This window comes from Erwinia sp. CGal63, from assembly GCF_037026505.1.
Taxonomy (GTDB): Bacteria; Pseudomonadota; Gammaproteobacteria; order Enterobacterales; family Enterobacteriaceae; genus Erwinia.
Genome location: NZ_JAKUMN010000001.1, coordinates 690075 through 707157, shown reverse-complemented (window position 1 = coordinate 707157; position 17083 = coordinate 690075). Strand labels below are relative to the sequence as shown.

At 54.5% G+C, this 17083-nt stretch carries 21 protein-coding genes; 16 read left to right on the top strand and 5 right to left on the bottom strand.

What is annotated here, in order from left to right; all coding sequences use genetic code 11:
- Positions 1–2 precede the first annotated feature (2 nt).
- The 12 genes from MKZ79_RS03065 (at position 3) to MKZ79_RS03010 (ending at position 6607) form a co-directional block, all read left to right on the top strand.
- Positions 3–242, top strand: a complete 240-nt coding sequence (locus MKZ79_RS03065) for a transcriptional antitermination N peptide (protein ID WP_336140095.1) — start codon at positions 3–5, stop codon at positions 240–242.
- Positions 243–451: 209 nt separating this feature from the next.
- Positions 452–847 (top strand): hypothetical protein, encoded by a 396-nt coding sequence (locus MKZ79_RS03060; protein ID WP_336140094.1) that lies wholly within the window; start codon positions 452–454, stop codon positions 845–847.
- A 279-nt stretch (positions 848–1126) separates the two neighbouring features.
- Positions 1127–1417 carry a hypothetical protein gene (locus MKZ79_RS03055; protein WP_336140093.1) on the top strand — a complete coding sequence of 97 codons (291 nt, stop codon included), beginning with the start codon at positions 1127–1129 and terminating at the stop codon, positions 1415–1417.
- On the top strand, positions 1417–2235 hold the full coding sequence (locus MKZ79_RS03050) for a PD-(D/E)XK nuclease-like domain-containing protein (RefSeq protein WP_336140091.1): 819 nt from the start codon (positions 1417–1419) through the stop codon (positions 2233–2235). The genes MKZ79_RS03055 and MKZ79_RS03050 overlap by 1 nt, the downstream gene beginning before the upstream one ends.
- Positions 2232–3110 (top strand): RecT family recombinase, encoded by an 879-nt coding sequence (locus MKZ79_RS03045; protein ID WP_336140089.1) that lies wholly within the window; start codon positions 2232–2234, stop codon positions 3108–3110. The genes MKZ79_RS03050 and MKZ79_RS03045 overlap by 4 nt, the downstream gene beginning before the upstream one ends.
- Before the next feature lie 82 nt (positions 3111–3192).
- Positions 3193–3843, top strand: coding sequence for a hypothetical protein (locus tag MKZ79_RS03040; RefSeq protein ID WP_336140088.1), 651 nt, complete (start codon positions 3193–3195; stop codon positions 3841–3843).
- 59 nt (positions 3844–3902) lie between these two features.
- A complete protein-coding gene (locus MKZ79_RS03035) occupies positions 3903–4115 on the top strand; it encodes a hypothetical protein (RefSeq protein ID WP_336140086.1) in 213 nt (70 codons plus the stop codon).
- Complete coding sequence (locus MKZ79_RS03030; protein WP_336140084.1) at positions 4115–4339, top strand: hypothetical protein; 225 nt, start codon at positions 4115–4117, stop codon at positions 4337–4339. The genes MKZ79_RS03035 and MKZ79_RS03030 overlap by 1 nt, the downstream gene beginning before the upstream one ends.
- Positions 4336–4788, top strand: coding sequence for a class I SAM-dependent methyltransferase (locus tag MKZ79_RS03025; RefSeq protein WP_336140083.1), 453 nt, complete (start codon positions 4336–4338; stop codon positions 4786–4788). The genes MKZ79_RS03030 and MKZ79_RS03025 overlap by 4 nt, the downstream gene beginning before the upstream one ends.
- A 62-nt stretch (positions 4789–4850) precedes the next feature.
- Positions 4851–5204: a helix-turn-helix domain-containing protein gene (locus MKZ79_RS03020; RefSeq protein ID WP_336140082.1), complete on the top strand. Its 354-nt coding sequence runs from the start codon at positions 4851–4853 to the stop codon at positions 5202–5204.
- Positions 5087–6244, top strand: a complete 1158-nt coding sequence (locus MKZ79_RS03015) for a site-specific integrase (protein ID WP_336141334.1) — start codon at positions 5087–5089, stop codon at positions 6242–6244. Before MKZ79_RS03020 ends, MKZ79_RS03015 begins: the two co-directional genes overlap by 118 nt.
- A gap of 9 nt (positions 6245–6253) precedes the next feature.
- Positions 6254–6607, top strand: a complete 354-nt coding sequence (locus MKZ79_RS03010; RefSeq protein WP_336140081.1) for a RidA family protein — start codon at positions 6254–6256, stop codon at positions 6605–6607.
- A gap of 30 nt (positions 6608–6637) precedes the next feature.
- Here MKZ79_RS03010 and MKZ79_RS03005 read toward each other — a convergent pair whose 3' ends face one another.
- Positions 6638–6859, bottom strand: a complete 222-nt coding sequence (locus MKZ79_RS03005; protein ID WP_336140080.1) for a YoaH family protein — start codon at positions 6857–6859, stop codon at positions 6638–6640.
- A gap of 110 nt (positions 6860–6969) precedes the next feature.
- Between MKZ79_RS03005 and pabB the strand changes: the two genes are divergently transcribed.
- The 4 genes from pabB to MKZ79_RS02985 all read left to right on the top strand — a co-directional run bounded on the left by pabB (position 6970) and on the right by MKZ79_RS02985 (position 12316).
- On the top strand, positions 6970–8331 hold the full coding sequence (pabB, locus tag MKZ79_RS03000) for an aminodeoxychorismate synthase component 1 (RefSeq protein WP_336140079.1): 1362 nt from the start codon (positions 6970–6972) through the stop codon (positions 8329–8331).
- Complete coding sequence (locus tag MKZ79_RS02995) at positions 8324–8896, top strand: CoA pyrophosphatase (protein ID WP_336140078.1); 573 nt, start codon at positions 8324–8326, stop codon at positions 8894–8896. The genes pabB and MKZ79_RS02995 overlap by 8 nt, the downstream gene beginning before the upstream one ends.
- 328 nt (positions 8897–9224) lie before the next feature.
- A complete protein-coding gene (sdaA, locus tag MKZ79_RS02990) occupies positions 9225–10589 on the top strand; it encodes an L-serine ammonia-lyase (RefSeq protein ID WP_336140077.1) in 1365 nt (454 codons plus the stop codon).
- Positions 10590–10753: 164 nt separating this feature from the next.
- Positions 10754–12316: an EAL domain-containing protein gene (locus MKZ79_RS02985; RefSeq protein WP_336140076.1), complete on the top strand. Its 1563-nt coding sequence runs from the start codon at positions 10754–10756 to the stop codon at positions 12314–12316.
- A 9-nt stretch (positions 12317–12325) separates the two neighbouring features.
- Here the strand turns inward: MKZ79_RS02985 and MKZ79_RS02980 are convergent, their stop codons facing one another.
- The 4 genes from MKZ79_RS02980 to MKZ79_RS02965 all read right to left on the bottom strand — a co-directional run bounded on the left by MKZ79_RS02980 (position 12326) and on the right by MKZ79_RS02965 (position 17063).
- Complete coding sequence (locus MKZ79_RS02980; protein ID WP_336140074.1) at positions 12326–13885, bottom strand: TerC family protein; 1560 nt, start codon at positions 13883–13885, stop codon at positions 12326–12328.
- 273 nt (positions 13886–14158) lie between these two features.
- Complete coding sequence (rlmA, locus tag MKZ79_RS02975) at positions 14159–14998, bottom strand: 23S rRNA (guanine(745)-N(1))-methyltransferase (protein WP_336140073.1); 840 nt, start codon at positions 14996–14998, stop codon at positions 14159–14161.
- 160 nt (positions 14999–15158) lie between these two features.
- On the bottom strand, positions 15159–15368 hold the full coding sequence (gene cspE, locus MKZ79_RS02970) for a transcription antiterminator/RNA stability regulator CspE (RefSeq protein ID WP_001062678.1): 210 nt from the start codon (positions 15366–15368) through the stop codon (positions 15159–15161).
- A gap of 696 nt (positions 15369–16064) precedes the next feature.
- A complete protein-coding gene (locus MKZ79_RS02965; protein WP_336140071.1) occupies positions 16065–17063 on the bottom strand; it encodes an MBL fold metallo-hydrolase in 999 nt (332 codons plus the stop codon).
- Positions 17064–17083: the final 20 nt, after the last annotated feature.

The window sequence follows — 17083 nt, the reverse complement described above, 5'->3', positions numbered from 1 at the left end:
CCATGAACCGTAACCAACGCCGTATGGCTGCATTTAACGCCAAGAAATCAGCTGAGCAGATCGGGCAGCAGCGCTTTGAACGCAAACTAACGCAGGCCATGACCGGCTGCTCTGACCGCGTACTGAAAGCAGTAAACGCTCCGAGCGTGCGCAGTAAGTGTGAGAGCACATCGATGTGCCTGCCAGAGGTTGCGAAGTATCAGGCTGGATATAGGACTATAAAAAATATCAGCGCACAATAGATATCACTCTGCACTATATGTTATTTTTTAATATCAAAGTAATGAGAGTAGAGAAAAATGGATATCAAAACCAATAGGAGAGTCAATCTTTTTATAGCGCTCGGTACGTCCATCGGACTTATAATGGCAGGGATATCTATCTCGTTTTACTTCTCTGTGCAAAAGCCAAGTGCAAGTTATGGAATTGACAATTCAGAATTTATAAAAAAATGTACAACATGAAGATAAAGGAGAAAGAATTCCAAGAAAGCAAAGAATTCATTAACCAAGCAATTAACATCTCTAACGAAATAAAAAACCAAGCAAAAAATTATAATTTCGCAAATGCAATACAGATAAATCAATTGGATTTAAAAATTGAAAAATTAGATGATAAAATTGAAAACCTATACCACGCAGTCAATTCCAATCCAGAAAAAAGCCTTAGCATTCCAATGATTAATAAAGATATTGATAACTTAGAAGATAAAGTAAAAATATTATCTGATAACTTTGATCATCAAATAGATCGTACCTATCAAATGTTTATGTGGGTATGTGGAACTTTAGCGCTAGGTGTATTGGGTCTAATAATAACTGTCGTTATTGCATTTAAACAAAAATAATAATTAATACACTTAACATGAGAGCCCGCTACCGAGCGGGCTTTTTTTCGCCCATAACAAAGCGGCTTCACAGAGGCCTCTCCGCTATGAAACCCACTAACTAAGGAAATCACCCATGCAAATCGCTATTGCAGGGGCGGCATGCGGTCGCCCTTTCCACGCTATTCACAGCATCCAGTTTCACCGCTCCAACATCCTGACCAGCGCCAGCTTTACCCCGCCACCGCGCAAAAGCTGGCTGCAAAAGCTTTGGGAAATCCTCCGAGCGGAGGGCCGCCCATGAACGCCTACATTCAGCAGGAGCGCTACAAAGATCTGCAGGACGCAGCAGAGCAGCAGGAAGCGCAGCGCGTCTCGCGCGTTGACGTTATCGCACTGAGCATGGCTAACCAGTATCCGGAGTGCATTACCGATTTTGCAAACATGCTGAATATGCCTGTCGAGGTGCGCATGTTCCTTCGTGGCCCCCACGCTCAGGACGAATACGCAGCTTTCGTTGATCGGCTGGCGCGCCTGCAGGCTGAAGAACACGACCAACTTATTGAGATTGGCTTTCTGGAGGGACACTGATGGTGCCGGGCTTCTATCTCGACATCAGCAACGAGGACTATCACGCTGGAGCTGGCGTCAGCAAATCACAGCTGGACGATATCCTGATCAACCCGGCGATCTTCAGATGGCGGCAGCATGCACCGGTCGATACCGAAAAGCTGAAAGCCCTGGACATGGGCACCGCCCTGCACTGCCTGCTACTGGAGCCGGACGAATTCGATAAGCGCTTTATCGTGGCGCCGGAGTTTAACCGGCGCACCACGGCAGGCAAGGAGGAAGAAAAGCAATTTCTGAAGGACTGCGAGCACAACGGTATGACGGTTATGGATGCCGAACAGGGCCGGAAATTAAAGCTGATGCGCGAGAGCGCACTGGCCCACCCCGCCGCCCGCTGGCTTCTGGAGGCTGACGGCCATTGCGAAGCGTCGATTTACTGGAACGACGATGAAACCGGCGAGCTGTGCCGGTTCCGGCCGGACAAATTCCTCAACGGGCAGCCGGTTGTTGTCGATGTGAAGAAGGTCGCGGATATGGATCGCTTCCCGCGCCACGTCGAAGAATTCCGCTACCACATGCAGGATGCCATGTACCGCGAGGGCTTTTACCGACACTTCAACGAATACCCCATGTTTATCTTTATCGCCGTGAGCGAAACCATCGACTGTGGCCGCTACCCCACGCGCGTTTTTCAGCTGGCCGAAGAAGACACCGCCACCGGGTTTGAGCTGTTCCGCCGCAGCCTGGACACCTATCACGAATGCCGCACGACTAACAGCTGGGGCGGCATTGAAGAAATCACCCGCCCGGCTTGGGCGAAGAAAAAGGATCACTCATGAGCAACGAAATCATTCACGCCCCGGTTAACGAGGCCGACACCAAAGCGGCCATCTTCAGCCCGTCAGGTCTGCAGAAGCTGCAGGCGTTCGCATCGGTCATGGCAGAGGGCAAATCGACGGTTCCGGCACATCTGGCGGGTAAGCCTGCCGACTGTCTGGCTGTCGCGCTGCAGGCGGCACAATGGGGAATGAACCCGTTCGCCGTGGCACAAAAGACGCATCTGGTAAACGGTACGCTGGGCTACGAGGCACAATTGGTTAACGCCGTGGTGACCAGTTCTACTGCCGTTCAGGGGCGCTTTAAGTACGAATACGGCGGCAACTGGGAAAACTTCCGCCCCGGCCCGGCCAATGCGGCGAATGAGAAAGGCCTGTGCGTCCGGGTCGGTGCAGTATTGCGTGGCGAAACGGAAATCACGTGGGGTGAGCCGCTCTATATGGAGTTTGTCACCACACGTAACTCCCCGCTCTGGAAGACAGCGCCAAAGCAACAGCTGGCTTATCTGGCCGTAAAATACTGGGCCCGCCTCTATTGCCCAGACGTTATCCTGGGCGTCTACACGCCGGACGAGTTCGAGCAGAAAGAGCGCGTTGAGCGCGACGTAACACCAGCTCGCACCCGGCAGGACTTGAACAATCTAATCAATCAGAAGCCAGCCGATGCGGCACCAAAGGAAACCAGTCAGGAGCCTGACCGAACGCCGGAGGAGTTGCTGAAAGATTTCACCGAAGCGGCCAGCAAAGCCGTGAGCGTTGAGGAGCTGGACAAATTCTACAAATACGCCGCCCGCAAGCTGGCTGCCGACACCGAAAAGCTGGACATGGCGACCAACGTTTACAGCATCCGCCGCGACGAGCTAGTCGAATCCGCGTAATATTACGCTACTTGAATGTATCAAGAATAGTAGGTAAATATATAACCAGTCTAATGATCTGTTGACCTTTTAAGGTGGTTATATGTGGCTAGAGATAAACGAAGGAAAGGTAGAAGTACATGGCATAGAGGATGCAGATAAAATTGTAAATCTACCAAAAGATATTTCTGGGGATTTAGCAGACTATGCATTACACCTCACAGATTTAGAAATTGCTTTAAGTAGTTTAAATGCAATAAACAAGGTGGTAACTTTAGGGGAGGCCAAAATCCAAGAATCACTTTGGCGATCTGCTATAATTCATTTCATAAAGTGTTTCTCAAATCAAGTATCCAGAGGAAAGCTCGACCCCGAGTTAGTATTTAAAGACGAGCCACCGGAAGCTTTAGAAGCATTTAGATACTTTAAAAACATGAGAAACAAGAATATAGTTCATGACGAAAACGCCTATCTTCAATGCTTAAACGGAATTGTACTTAACAAAGGAAATAAGCATTACAAAGTAGAAAGGATAATATGTACAAGCTTTATGGCTGCCACATTAGAAGATGGAACATTCTCAAACTTACTTTTACTGGTTAATAGAAGTATTGAGCATGTTAAAGAATATCATGAAAAACTGTGCGGACTGATAACAGAAATATTGGAAGTAAAAGAATACTCGGAGCTAACTAGCTATGGAAGCGTCATTTATAACCTTCCTGACGTAAAAAAAATACACAAACCTCGATGATAAATTGAAGAGCCGCCCAATAAGGCGGTTTTTTTACGCCCAAATTTCAGGAGTTACCTATGTGTGATATCGCAGATGAAGCCTTTGAACGTGAAGAGTGGGAGCGCGAACTGGCGCTGAAGAATCGCAAGTTGCCGGATCCGCCGTCGCTGGTTTGTCGGAACGGGGATTGTAGCGAGAAGTCGCAGCCAGGCACCAGCGATTGCTCGCCAGAGTGCCGGGAAGATGCAGAGCGGCTTGCGCGTGCAGAGAGGCAAAGGAGAGTTGCTTAATGGACGCGCCGACTGAGAACGCCCTGCGGTCAGTCGCCCGAAGTTGCAGAAAGGAAATTATCAGCGCCAAGAAAGGCAAACCAAAATCCGAGCACGACCGCATTACCACCCTTCGGTTAGACAAATACACCAAACTAATTACCGCGCTGCCGCCTGGCAGATACCCGGCCAGACAATGGCTGGTCTACTTCGTGCGCGTGGTAGATAAGAAGATAAAGAATTGAGCGAAGCAACCATTTTAGATATGTGCTGCGGCTCCCGCATGTTCTGGCTGGATAAGCAGGACAGCAGAGCAGTTTTTTCTGATGTGCGCAGCGAGAGCCACACGCTTTGTGATGGCCGGCTACTCAATATCGCGCCGGACGTGATAGCGGATTTCCGACATTTGCCATTCCCGGCTAACACTTTCGCCCAGGTTGTTTTCGATCCCCCACATCTCGACCGTGCCGGAGAGAATGGCTGGATGCGTAAAAAATACGGCGCGCTGAACAAAGCAACATGGCGAGATGACATTCGGGCGGGATTTACTGAAGCTTTTCGCGTACTGCGGCCACACGGCACGCTTATCTTTAAGTGGAACGAAACGCAGATACCAGTTAGCCAGGTTATCGCGCTAACCGATCAGAAGCCGACTATATGGCAGCACACCGGCAAAGGCGACAAAACTCACTAGATTTTATTCCTGAAATCTTAATTCCCTCCCCCACACATCGCGACTAAATAATCGAGGTCAATATGGAAGCGTACTCACTTACGCTCGATGAGGCCTGCGCGTTTCTTGGCATCTCGCGCCCGACGGCCAGGAACTGGATTCGCTCCGGGCGCCTTACTGCAACACGCAAAGACCCGAGCAAAAACAAATCGCCTTACCTGGTCACGCGGCAGGCGTGTATTGCCGCGCTGAATAATCCGTTGCACACTGTCGCCGTGAGCGCGGCGGATGCGTTACATGAGGAGAAATCACCATGTCGATCTTCCGTAGGGGTGAAATTTGGTACGCCAGTTTCACAACAGCGGGCGGCAAAAGAGTTAAGCAATCTCTTGGCACGCCCGACAAGCAGCAGGCGCAGGAACTCCACGACAGGCTAAAAGCTGAGTCATGGAGAATAGTTAAGCTGGGGGAGCCGGTCTCTATGACATTCGAAGAGGACTGCGTCCGCTGGATACACGAGAAGTCAGAAAAGAAAAGTCTCGATGACGATAAGCACATAATCAAGTTTTGGCTTGAGTCGATGGCGGGAAAGCAACTAAGGGATATCACTGAAAGGGAAATCTACGCGGCGGTAGCTAAGACCGAAAACCGCAATCACTTTAACCGTTGGAAGCAGAGAGCAGAGGCTTGCGCAAAAAGAGGGAAACCAGCGCCAGAATACAAGCCTAAGCTTGCTTCGCAGGGCACAAGGATAAAGCGCCTCTCTTTCATCAGGTCTCTCCTGCGAGCTGCTGAAAGGGACTGGAAAGCGCTTGAGAGGGCGCCGGTTGTAAAAGTTCCCGTAGCAAAGGAACGGCGGATCAGATGGCTGAAGCCTGAAGAGGCGCAGCGCCTGATTAAGGAGTGCTCTGAGCCCCTCAAATCTACTGTAGAGTTTGCGCTGTGTACCGGCCTGAGGCGTTCAAATATCACCAACCTTAAGTGGGAGCAGATTGACCTGCAGAAGAGGATGGCGTGGATTTATGCGGACGAGAGTAAATCAGGCAGGGCAATTGGCGTTGCCCTGAATGATACAGCCTGCGCGGTATTGAGAAAGAATATCGGCAGGAATGACGAATACGTGTTCGCATATGTAGATACAGTTAAACACGATAATGGTGAAGTGACAAAAACAACCCGGCCTGTAAGAAGCAATACCAATACCGGGTGGAGAGCTGCTCTAAGGCGGGCTGGTATAGACGATTTCAGATTTCACGATCTGAGGCATACCTGGGCATCGTGGTTGATTATGGCCGGCGTCCCTATTTCGGTTCTGCAGGAAATGGGCGGCTGGCAAAATATCAACATGGTAAGGCGATATGCTCACTTTTCATCAGGCCATTTGTCCCTGCATGCAAGGCGGATTGATGATATTTTTAACCAGAATGTCCCAAATCTGTCCCACACTGACTTTAAGCGTGAGGCAAACAACAATTAAGGTTTTGATATGTCTAAGGAAATAATCAGGGTTGAACCTATCGAACACCGCATGTCCGAAGCGGTGATTCATAACGATACCATCTACTACACCAGCGTGCCGGAAAACCTGGATGAAGATGCCGAAGCGCAGACCGCCAACGCGCTGGCGGTCATCGATCGTATCCTGGCCCGACTGGGTTCAGATAAAAGCCGTATTCTGGACGCGACCATTTTTCTGGTGCACAAGGAAGATTTTCCGGCGATGAATCGCGCCTGGGACGCCTGGGTTTCGCCGGGTAACGCGCCGGTGCGCTGCACCGTGCAGGCCGGTTTGATGAACCCGAAATATCTGGTTGAGATCAAAATCGTCGCCGCCAGGTAAACGAATGGCGCGCCGGCTGGCGCGCCAGGACTACTCTTCTTCGTCAGCGTCGTCGTATTCAGGCTGCAGCGGGTCGTCATCCTCATCCTCAAAACGCACCGCGATCATCTCGCCGGTATGGGTTTCGCGAATTTCGGCCGCCACCAGCTGAATAGCTTGCCCGCTACTCATGCCTTCCGCGATGAGTTCCTGAATACGCTCTACTGCCTGCTGCTGCTGTTCAGGCGACAGCGCCGGTAAACCACTAATCATATCTACTCCTGTTTCGGTCGCCGGAATTATTCCACGCGTAACAAACAGATGCCAGCGGCGGAAAAATATGGCAGGCTTGCTGCCTGTTTGGGTTCCGATCTGCTTACGCCATGTCACCTGTTTATTATCCCCTGGAGTATACGCCCGAAAGCCTCGGGAATCTGTTTAACCTTGTCGCTCATCAGCCCTGGGCGATGCTGCTGCATTCGGGTTTCGCGCAGCATAACGATAACCGCTTCGATATCATGGTCGCCGATCCGCTCGCAACGCTGACCACCAGAGGTAGTTTGACCCGTATCGAGCATGGCGATGGCATTACGGAAAGCACAGACGATCCGCTTAGCCTGCTGCAACAGACGCTTCACGAAAGCGGCCTGCAGGCGAGTGAACACGCGGACTATCCTTTTCAGGGCGGCGCGCTGGGGCTGTTTGGCTATGACCTGGGAAGGCGCTTCGAGAAACTGCCGCAGCTGGCGCAGCAGGATTTAACCACGCCGGATATGGCCGTCGGCCTCTACGATTGGGCCGTGATCGCCGATCATCATCGCCGTACCCTGACGCTGATAACCCACGGCGACCCGGCGAAGCGCCTGAGCTGGCTGGATAAGCAACAGCCAAAGGCAGCCGTGCCTTTTCGCCTGACCAGCCCATGGCGCTCTAACATGAGCCGCGAAAGCTACGGCGAAAAATTCCGCCAGGTTCAGGCCTGGCTGCGCAGCGGCGACTGCTACCAGATCAACCTCGCTCAGCGCTTTCAGGCCAGCTACAGCGGCGACGAATGGCAGGCGTTTCTGCTGCTCAACAAACAAAACCGTGCGCCTTTCAGCGCTTTTCTTCGCCTGCCGGAAAGCGCCGTGTTAAGCCTTTCTCCCGAACGTTTTCTGCAGATCGAGCAGGGCGAAATTGAAACCCGGCCCATTAAAGGCACGCTGCCGCGCCTGAGCGATCCGCAAGCTGACAGGCTGCAGGCGGAAAAGCTGGCGCGATCGCCGAAGGATCGCGCGGAAAACCTGATGATTGTCGATCTGCTGCGCAACGATATTGGCCGCGTGGCCGTGCCCGGCACGGTGAAAGTGCCGGAGCTGTTCGTTGTAGAGCCTTTTCCGGCGGTGCACCATCTTGTCAGCACCGTTACCGGCAGGCTGAAGCCCGAGCTGACGCCCTGCGATCTGCTGCGCGCCTGCTTTCCCGGCGGTTCGATTACCGGCGCGCCTAAGGTGCGGGCAATGGCGATTATCGACGAGCTGGAACCGCACCGCCGTAATGCCTGGTGCGGCAGCATCGGCTACCTCAGCGCCTGCGGCCGCATGGATACCAGCATTACTATTCGCACCCTGACGGCGGAAAACGGCCAGCTTTACTGTACCGCCGGCGGCGGTATCGTGGCGGACAGCGACGAGCAGGCGGAGTATCAGGAAACATTCGACAAGGTGAAACGTATTCTTCCCTGTCTGGAGCAAACCGATGGCTGAAACCTCACCAGCGCTGGCGCATTTTCTCACCCGTTTTCAGCTACAGCGGCCCGACGCCGCCGCGCCGCAGCTGCCGGTTCGCCAGGCTGCGGTGCTGGTGCCGATTATCAACCGGACACGTCCTGGTCTGCTGCTGACCCGACGCGCCGCTACGCTACGCAAACATGCCGGCCAGGTCGCTTTCCCCGGCGGTATGCGTGATAAAGAAGATCGGTCACTGATTTTCACCGCGCTGCGCGAGGCGCAGGAAGAGGTCGCTATTCCTCCGGAATGCGTAAAGGTCATCGGCGTGCTGCCGCCCGTTACCAGCAGCACCGGTTTTCAGGTGACGCCGGTGGTGGGCATCTTGCCTGACACTATTTGCTGGCACGCCAGCGAGTCGGAGGTGGAATCGGTGTTTGAGATGCCGCTGCAGGAAGCGCTGCGGCTGGGACGCTATTCGCCGCTGGATATTCATCGGCACGGCGTCGCTCACCGCGTCTGGCTCTCCTGGTTTGACGACTATTTCATCTGGGGCATGACCGCCGGCATTATTCGCCAGCTCAGCCTGCAGGTGGCGGAGTAGCTTTTCGCACAAAATAGCGCCGCTTAGCGTTTTTGCCAGTGATTTAAAGCAGAACAGGGAAGAAATTCCCTGTTTTAGTTTGTTTTTCCCCTTCACAATTAGCGTAATTCCTTTATATTGCAGCGCGAATGTCGCGGCGGTGTCCATTAACGGCCCGGCATTGATTTTGCCCTAACGCAGATTGGGCAGGAAAAACCGCCTGATGCCAGCGCCATGCGGGCAGCGATAACTTTTCCCTCGACAGCAGATTAGTTTATTTCATGCGACTATCGTTCACATGATGATTACCATTACTTAATATCCAGCGAATGCAGACCGGGAGCAGAATGTGATTAGCGTTTTCGACATGTTTAAGATCGGCATAGGCCCATCCAGCTCCCATACCGTGGGGCCGATGAAAGCCGGCAAACAGTTTGTTGACGATCTGGTCAGCCACGGAAAATTAACCGACGTGACGCGCATCGCCGTGGACGTTTACGGTTCTCTTTCCCTGACAGGCAAAGGCCACCACACCGATATCGCCATTATTATGGGCCTGTCGGGCGCCTCGCCGGAGAGCGTGGATATCGACGGTATCCCGGCTTTTATCCGCGATGTCGAAACGCGCCAGCGCCTGCTGCTGGCCGACGGCGCGCACGAGGTCGATTTTCCGCGTGAAGGCGGCATGGTGTTTCGCAGCGACAATCTCTCTCTGCACGAAAACGGTATGCGTATTCACGCTTTCGCCGGCGACGAGCTGATCTACAGCAAAACCTACTACTCTGTCGGCGGCGGTTTTATCGTTGATGAAGAGCATTTTGGTCAGTCATCGCTAAATGAAGTCTCGGTGCCCTATCCGTTTAACTCCGCTAAAGAGATGTTGGCTCACTGCCACGATACGGGGCTGTCGCTCTCCGGCATGGTGATGAAAAACGAGCTGGCGCTGCACAGCCGGGCAGAGATCGAACGCTATTTCGCCGATGTCTGGCAAAGTATGCGCGACTGCATCGATCGCGGCCTGAACACTGAAGGCGTGCTGCCTGGGCCACTGCGGGTTCCGCGCCGCGCCGCCGCGCTGCGTCGCCTGCTGGTCTCTTCCGACAAGCTTTCCAGCGATCCGATGAATGTGATCGACTGGGTGAATATGTTCGCGCTGGCCGTGAATGAAGAGAACGCGGCAGGCGGACGAGTCGTAACCGCACCGACCAACGGCGCCTGCGGCATCGTTCCGGCCGTGCTGGCCTATTACGATCATTTCATCGCCTCGGTCAGTCCCGATATTTTTATCCGTTATTTTCTGGCGGCGGGCGCAGTCGGCATTCTGTATAAGATGAACGCCTCAATTTCCGGTGCGGAAGTCGGCTGTCAGGGCGAAGTCGGCGTTGCCTGTTCGATGGCGGCCGCGGGCCTGGCTGAACTGCTGGGCGCCAGCCCGGAGCAGGTCTGCGTGGCGGCGGAAATCGGCATGGAACATAATCTGGGGCTGACCTGCGATCCCGTTGCCGGTCAGGTACAGGTTCCCTGTATCGAGCGCAACGCCATTGCGTCGGTCAAAGCGATCAACTCCGCGCGCATGGCAATGCGCCGCACCAGCGAAGCCCGCGTGTCGCTGGATAAAGTTATCGAAACCATGTATGAAACCGGCAAAGATATGAACGCCAAATACCGGGAAACCTCTCGTGGCGGACTGGCGATTAAAGTTCAGTGTGACTAATCCTTAACCAGCGCCCGCTGCGGCGCTGGTTTTCCTTTCTTTTCCCGCACGCGCGTTATCGCCGGGCCGCACTTTTCATCTCGTTTTCATCCGCCAGCGCTAAACTTAATTCTGTTTTTGCCGATAACGACCTGGTTCGCGTTTCGCTTTAAGGATGGTAACTGATGCAAGTGTCACAGGAGGCAACTGGGGCGTTTCGCCGCAGACGCTTGTTCATTGCAGTAATCATAGCCGCACTGGTGCTTATCCTTACCCTGGCTTTGCGCTTTATCATTGAAAAACACCATGTCGAGCAGCAGTCGCGCATTTTCGCCAGTCAGGCAATCCAGCGTTTCGACCGCCTGTTTTCACCGCTTGATGTGGCGGCCAACAATACTCTCGGACTGGTCGGCCTGCCCTGTGAGCAGGTGCGTTTCCCGCTGGTGGCGAAACTCGCCTCGCTGCAGACAGTGCGGTCAATCATGCTGGTCGATCGTAACAATATGTACTGCTCCAGCATTTTCGGCAGCACCAATATCGGCTTTAGCGAGAGCTATCCCGAGCTCGCGGTAAATAATCAGCGCATGTTGCTGACTACCGATGAAAACCTGCTGAAAGGCTCGCCGGTGCTGCTGCTGTGGACGCCGCTGGACACGCATGGTCAAGCCGGTATCGTGCAGGAAATCAATATCGAATTGATGAGCAACTATCTGCTTGAGCCTGAGCTGCCCTGGGTGGAACGGGTTGTTTTCAACGTGGCCAATCGCAGCCTGGAATACGGCAATCCGCTGATTGAGAAAGCGCAGCCCTCGGAAGATCAGGTCAGCTATCAGGACGCCTCGCTGCGCTATCCTTTTTCCGTTACGCTGTTCGGCCCGGCGCCCACGCGGCTGGCGCTCGCTACCCTGCCCGACCAGTTACCGCTGGCGCTGCTGCTGAGCCTGCTCTCCGGTTATATTGTCTGGCTGGCGCTCGCTAACCGCATGAGTCTCGCCTGGCAGATTAGCTACGGCATTAACGCGCGCGAATTTCTGGTCTACTGCCAGCCGTTAATCAGCGCCCGCAACGGCGAGTGCGAAGGCATCGAGCTGCTGCTGCGCTGGCATAACGCTCGCCAGGGCTGGATATCGCCGGAGCTGTTTATCCCGCTGGCCGAACGTCACAACCTGATCGCGCCGCTGACGCGTTACGTGCTGAAAGAAGTGGTTAGCCAGCTGCCTCATCTGCCCGCCAAACCCGAGTTTCATATCGCCATCAACGTCGCCTCCAGCCATTTTCATCGCCGTCAGATCCTGTTGGATTTAAAAGAGATCTGGTGGCCTGCCGATCCGGCGCCACAGCTGGTCGTGGAGCTGACAGAGCGCGACGCGCTGCCGGAAGTCGATCGCCGCGTGGTGGCGCAGCTGCGGCAAAATGGCGTCAGGCTGGCGATTGACGATTTCGGCACCGGCCACAGCTCGCTCTCTTATCTCAAGACGCTGAGCCCGGACGTGCTGAAAATCGACAAGGTGTTTACCGCCGCGCTCGGCACGGATGCTATCAACGCCACAGTCACGGATATGGTGATTTCGCTGGCGCAGCGGCTGAATATCAGCCTGGTGGCGGAAGGTGTCGAGACGGAAGAGCAGGCAGCCTATCTGCGCGAGAAAGGCGTGGATGTGCTGCAGGGTTATCTTTTTGCCCGGCCCATGCCACTGGAAAGCTTTCCACAGTGGCTGAGCGAGCATCAGCCGCCGGGCGGCGGCTGATAGTCAGGCTTATTCCTCTTCCTCCGCATGCGGATTTTCGCGCGTGACGCGCACTAAATCGATGCGGTAGTCGGTAGCGGAAACGATCAGGAACGAGAACGGCGCCAGCTCAATCACCTCGCCCGCCTGCGGCAGCTGCCCTTTCTGGGCAATCAGCAGACCCGCCAGCGAAGCGTGATCGTCTTCGGGTCTGATTAGCATCTGGGTATCCAGCAGCTGCTGCAGCGAGTGCAGATCGGTACCGCCTTTTACCAGCCAGCCATCGCCGTCAGCGACGATATCGGGCGTTTCATCCTCATCCGGGAACTCGCCGGCAATCGCCTCCAGCACGTCCAGCGGCGTGATCAATCCCTGCACTACGCCAAACTCGTTGCTCACCACCACAAAGCTGCCTTTGGCGCGACGCAGCACGCCCAGCAGATTGATCGGATCCAGGGTTTCCGGCACGATTACCGGCGGCGTCGCGGCGGCAAAGGTAGCGACATCAATACCATGATCCAGCGCGACCAGCAGCTCTTTCGCTCTGACCACGCCTATGATCTCATCCAGCTCGCCGCGACAAACCGGAAACAGGCTGTGTGGCGTGTCCAGCAGCTGGATACGGATTTCATCCGCGGGACGTTCGGCATTGACCCAGGAGATTTCACCGCGCGGCGTCATGATGCTACGCACCGAACGCGAGGCCAGCGTCAGCACGCCGTTAATCATGTAGCGCTCTTCATCCTTAAAAGCTTCCTGCGGCATCAGCTTCGCCGTTTCGCTCTCCTCTTCGCCGTTGGCCGCCTGGCCGCGTCTGCCGCCCATCAGCCGCTGAATAGCTTCTGCGGTACGTTCGCGCATCGGTCTTCTGGCCTGATGACGGTTGAAGTTGACCCGCGCTATCTGGTTGAAGAGCTCGATCAGCACGGAGAAGCCGATTGCCGCGTAGAGATAGCCTTTCGGAATATGGAAGCCAAAACCTTCCGCCACCAGGCTGAGGCCAATCATTAACAGGAAGCTGAGGCAGAGCACCACTACCGTAGGATGCGCGTTAACGAAGCGGGTCAGCGGTTTCGAAGCCAGCAGCATTACGCCCATCGCGATCACTACCGCCGTCATCATTATCGCCAGGTCGTTGACCATGCCCACGGCGGTAATCACGGCATCCAGCGAGAACACGGCGTCCAGCACCACAATCTGAGCCACTACCGCCCAGAAGCTGGCGTAGCCTTTACTGCCTTCGCCGCTGTGCTCGCGGTTTTCCAGCCTTTCGTGCAGCTCCATCGTGGCTTTAAACAGCAGAAAGAAGCCGCCGACCAGCAGGATCAGATCGCGTCCCGAGAAACTGAAATCCGCCACGCTGAACAGCGGCCGCGTCAGCGTTACCATCCAGGAGATCAGCGAAAGCAGGCCGAGCCGCATTACCAGCGCCAGCGACAGTCCGATCAGACGCGCTTTGTCACGCTGCTTTGGCGGCAGCTTATCGGCAAGGATGGCGATAAAAACCAGGTTATCTATACCCAATACTATCTCAAGGACGACCAGCGTCAGCAGACCGGCCCAGATTGACGGGTCTAACAGAAATTCCATGACAGGCTCCGAAAGCAGATACGGGAAAAGGCAGCAGGCGACCGCGTCGCGCAGCTTGCGTCAGGACAGAGAGAAAAAGCGCCAGTGAAAGGCGGAGCGGCCAACAGGCCCAATAGCTGAGTGAAAGGACTTCGGTGACGATCCATAAGGAGGGCGCAAGCCCGTGACTCCTGTTAAAATTAAGGAGTTCTACTGTAAACAGCGTTGCAGACCTCGTCAAAATATTTGCTTACATTTACAGAAGGCCGTCTGATAACGGCCGGCCCTGTTTTGTTATTCGTCGGCGTTCGACCTCTCGATCGTCCGGCGCCACAGGCGCAGCGTGAAATCCGTCTCTACCTCGAACAGCGGCGTGGTCGCCAGTACGCCCCAGACTTCGGGCCGCGCCCGCCAGGCGAAAGGCGTCATCTGCAGCAGCGCGGCGGCCGTCTCACTGTTCAGGCGCATTAAATAATTAAGCGACTGCTCTTCCACCAGCGTAAAGCCCTGCAAAGCTTCCGGCGTTTCATCGTGCAGGCGCGCCTGCTGGTAGATAAGCTCTTTGAACTGCAGCAGATGGCGCGGCCCCGGCGTAACGGTCAGCACATAGCCATCGTTCTTCACCACGCGCGCCAGCTCTTCCGCTTTGCACGGCGCATAGATCCGCAGTACGGCGTCAAACTGCCCGTCGGCGAAAGGCAAGCGATGGCTGGAGGCCACGCAGAAGCGAACATTGCCGTAGCGCTTCGCGCCGGCGCGAACCGCCACTCTGGAGACATCCAGCGCGTGCACTTCCGCCTCGCCGCTTTTTTGCAGCGCATCCGCCACGGCATGCGTGTAGTAGCCTTCGCCGCAGCCGATATCAAGCACGCTGACGCCACTGGCTGGCAGGCTATCCTGAAAAATTTCGCAAACGCGCGCCTGCAGCGGCTGATAGTGGCCGGCGTCAAGAAATTCCCGCCGCGCCTGGATCATATCCGCGCTGTCGCCCGGCTGCTTTGAACGCTTGTGCTGTACCGGCAGCAGATTGACATAGCCCTCTTTCGCCCGATCGAACTGATGCCGGTTTTCACATCGCCAGCCGGCTGAGTCGGGCAGCAAGGGATGATGGCAAAGCGGGCAAAGATAAGACATAACAACTCTCCGGAAACAGTAAGGGCGGCAGTTTACCGGAAATCGGCAGGCCAGGGCAGAGTTTCCTGGCGCGGAAAGCAAAAAGCCCCGCCGTTATGGCAGGGCTTTACTATTCTGATACTTGCCTGATCCGTCGCGCGGGCAACGGCAAGATCGAAAATTAGATAGCGGTGACGTTCACAGCAGCAGGGCCTTTCTGGCCATCCTGAATTTCGAACTCAACGTTCTGGCCTTCGGCCAGCGTTTTGAAACCATTACCCTGGATAGCAGAGAAGTGTACGAACACGTCTTTGCTGCCGTCTGCCGGGGTGATGAAGCCAAAACCTTTAGACTCGTTGAACCACTTAACCTGACCTTTAATCTTTGCCATTTTGCAAATTCCTTAGAGTGTTAATTCGCCCGAGGGCGTGACGTACAGAAAAATCAGAGACACGACTGCATGAGGCATGAATTAAGGCTCGGCAAGGAAGCGGTATTCAACGTAACGTCTTTACTCAGAACTTCTTTACTGAAGCTGCCATACATAAACAGAACTGTACCCCGTTTTACCAAAAGCGTTATCACATATTCGATTATTAATGGCAAGTCATTTTTATAAAGTCGTCGGGCTGTCGCACATAATTGAAACTTCCCAGACGCTTATTGCACATCAACAAAGGGATGGCCAAACGTTTACAGGGTAAAACCGAATCACAAAGGCCTGGCAGTCACGCAATTTCTGAATAGCATCATACTCCGCCGTCGCGCTGAAGTCTACGGCCCCGCACCGTGCCGTCCCCTATCTTCCGCCGGGTTTATTGCAAAAATATGGCATTGCTTACTCAAAAAACTTCATTTAAAAATGGCACGACGCTGCGGTGTGGATAATGATATTACCGTATCAAAAGAAGCATCCGGTACATATTTAAATTTAAATTGCACCAAAATCAGGAGAATGTAATTTTCCCTGCCCCATTTAAACGCAAAGGTTTATCAGTTAATTGAGCGCGCCTGGTTCAATCCATTTGGATTAACGGGCAACTCAACTGACGAGCGCCCGCTTTAAATTCGCCCGTTAGGATTATTCTTAATTTATATTATTAAGTAACATTTTGCCGCCAATTTTCCAGGCGCTGAAACGTCGTGCTTCAAGCCCGGCCGCCTGCATCGCTTCCGCCAGTACGCGCGGCGGCTCATCCAGCGATTCGTCCGCCAGCTCAAACACGCCCCAGTGGATAGGGATAGTTTCCGGCTGGCCCATGTCCCGATGCAGCGATACGGCCTGTTCAGGGTCCATATGCTGACCGCGCATGAACCATTGCGGTGCATAGGCGCCCGTCGGCAACGCGGCGAGGTTAAACGGCCCCAGCCTGCGCGGAATAGCCAACAGGTTTTCAGAATAGCCGCTGTCGCCGCTGAACCAGAAGTTTAACTTCTGGCTTTTCACCACCCAGCCGCACCAGAGAGAACGGTTGCGATCCCAGGGCGTGCGCATACTCCAGTGACGCGCCGGAACCGCAACGATTTGCAGCTCGCGGTCTTCGACGCTCTGCCACCAGTCCAGCTGCGTGACGTTTTTGGCGCCGCGTTTTTTAAACCACTCCGCCAGCCCCAGTGGCACGACAAAATGCACGTCGGGAAAACGCCGCAGGATCTTTTTGACCGTAGGCTTGTCCAGATGATCGTAGTGACTGTGAGAAATCAGCACGCGATCCAGCGCAGGCAGCTGCTCGATGGTTAATGGCGCAGGCGTTTTGCGTTTCGGCCCGTAAAAACTGAGCGGCGAGACGCGCGGCGACAGCGCCGGATCGATTAACGTGTATTTTCCCGACGTGCGCAGCAGCAGACAGGCATGGCCCAGCCACCAAATCGCGTCCTCGTCGCCGCTCAAATCAGCGGGCTGCCACCACTGATGGATAAATTGCTGATAGCCCTGCGCAGGCGGAAAAGGCAGGCCTTTCGCCTTACGCTCCTTGCGCCAGCGCTGAAGATCGCCCTGCTGCCGCAGCTCCTGCTCCGGATTACGGAATCCTTGCGGCGTATGATGCTCTTTTTGCGGATCGTACCAGGGATTTTGCCAGGCCATGCGGATCTCCTTGTGCCGGA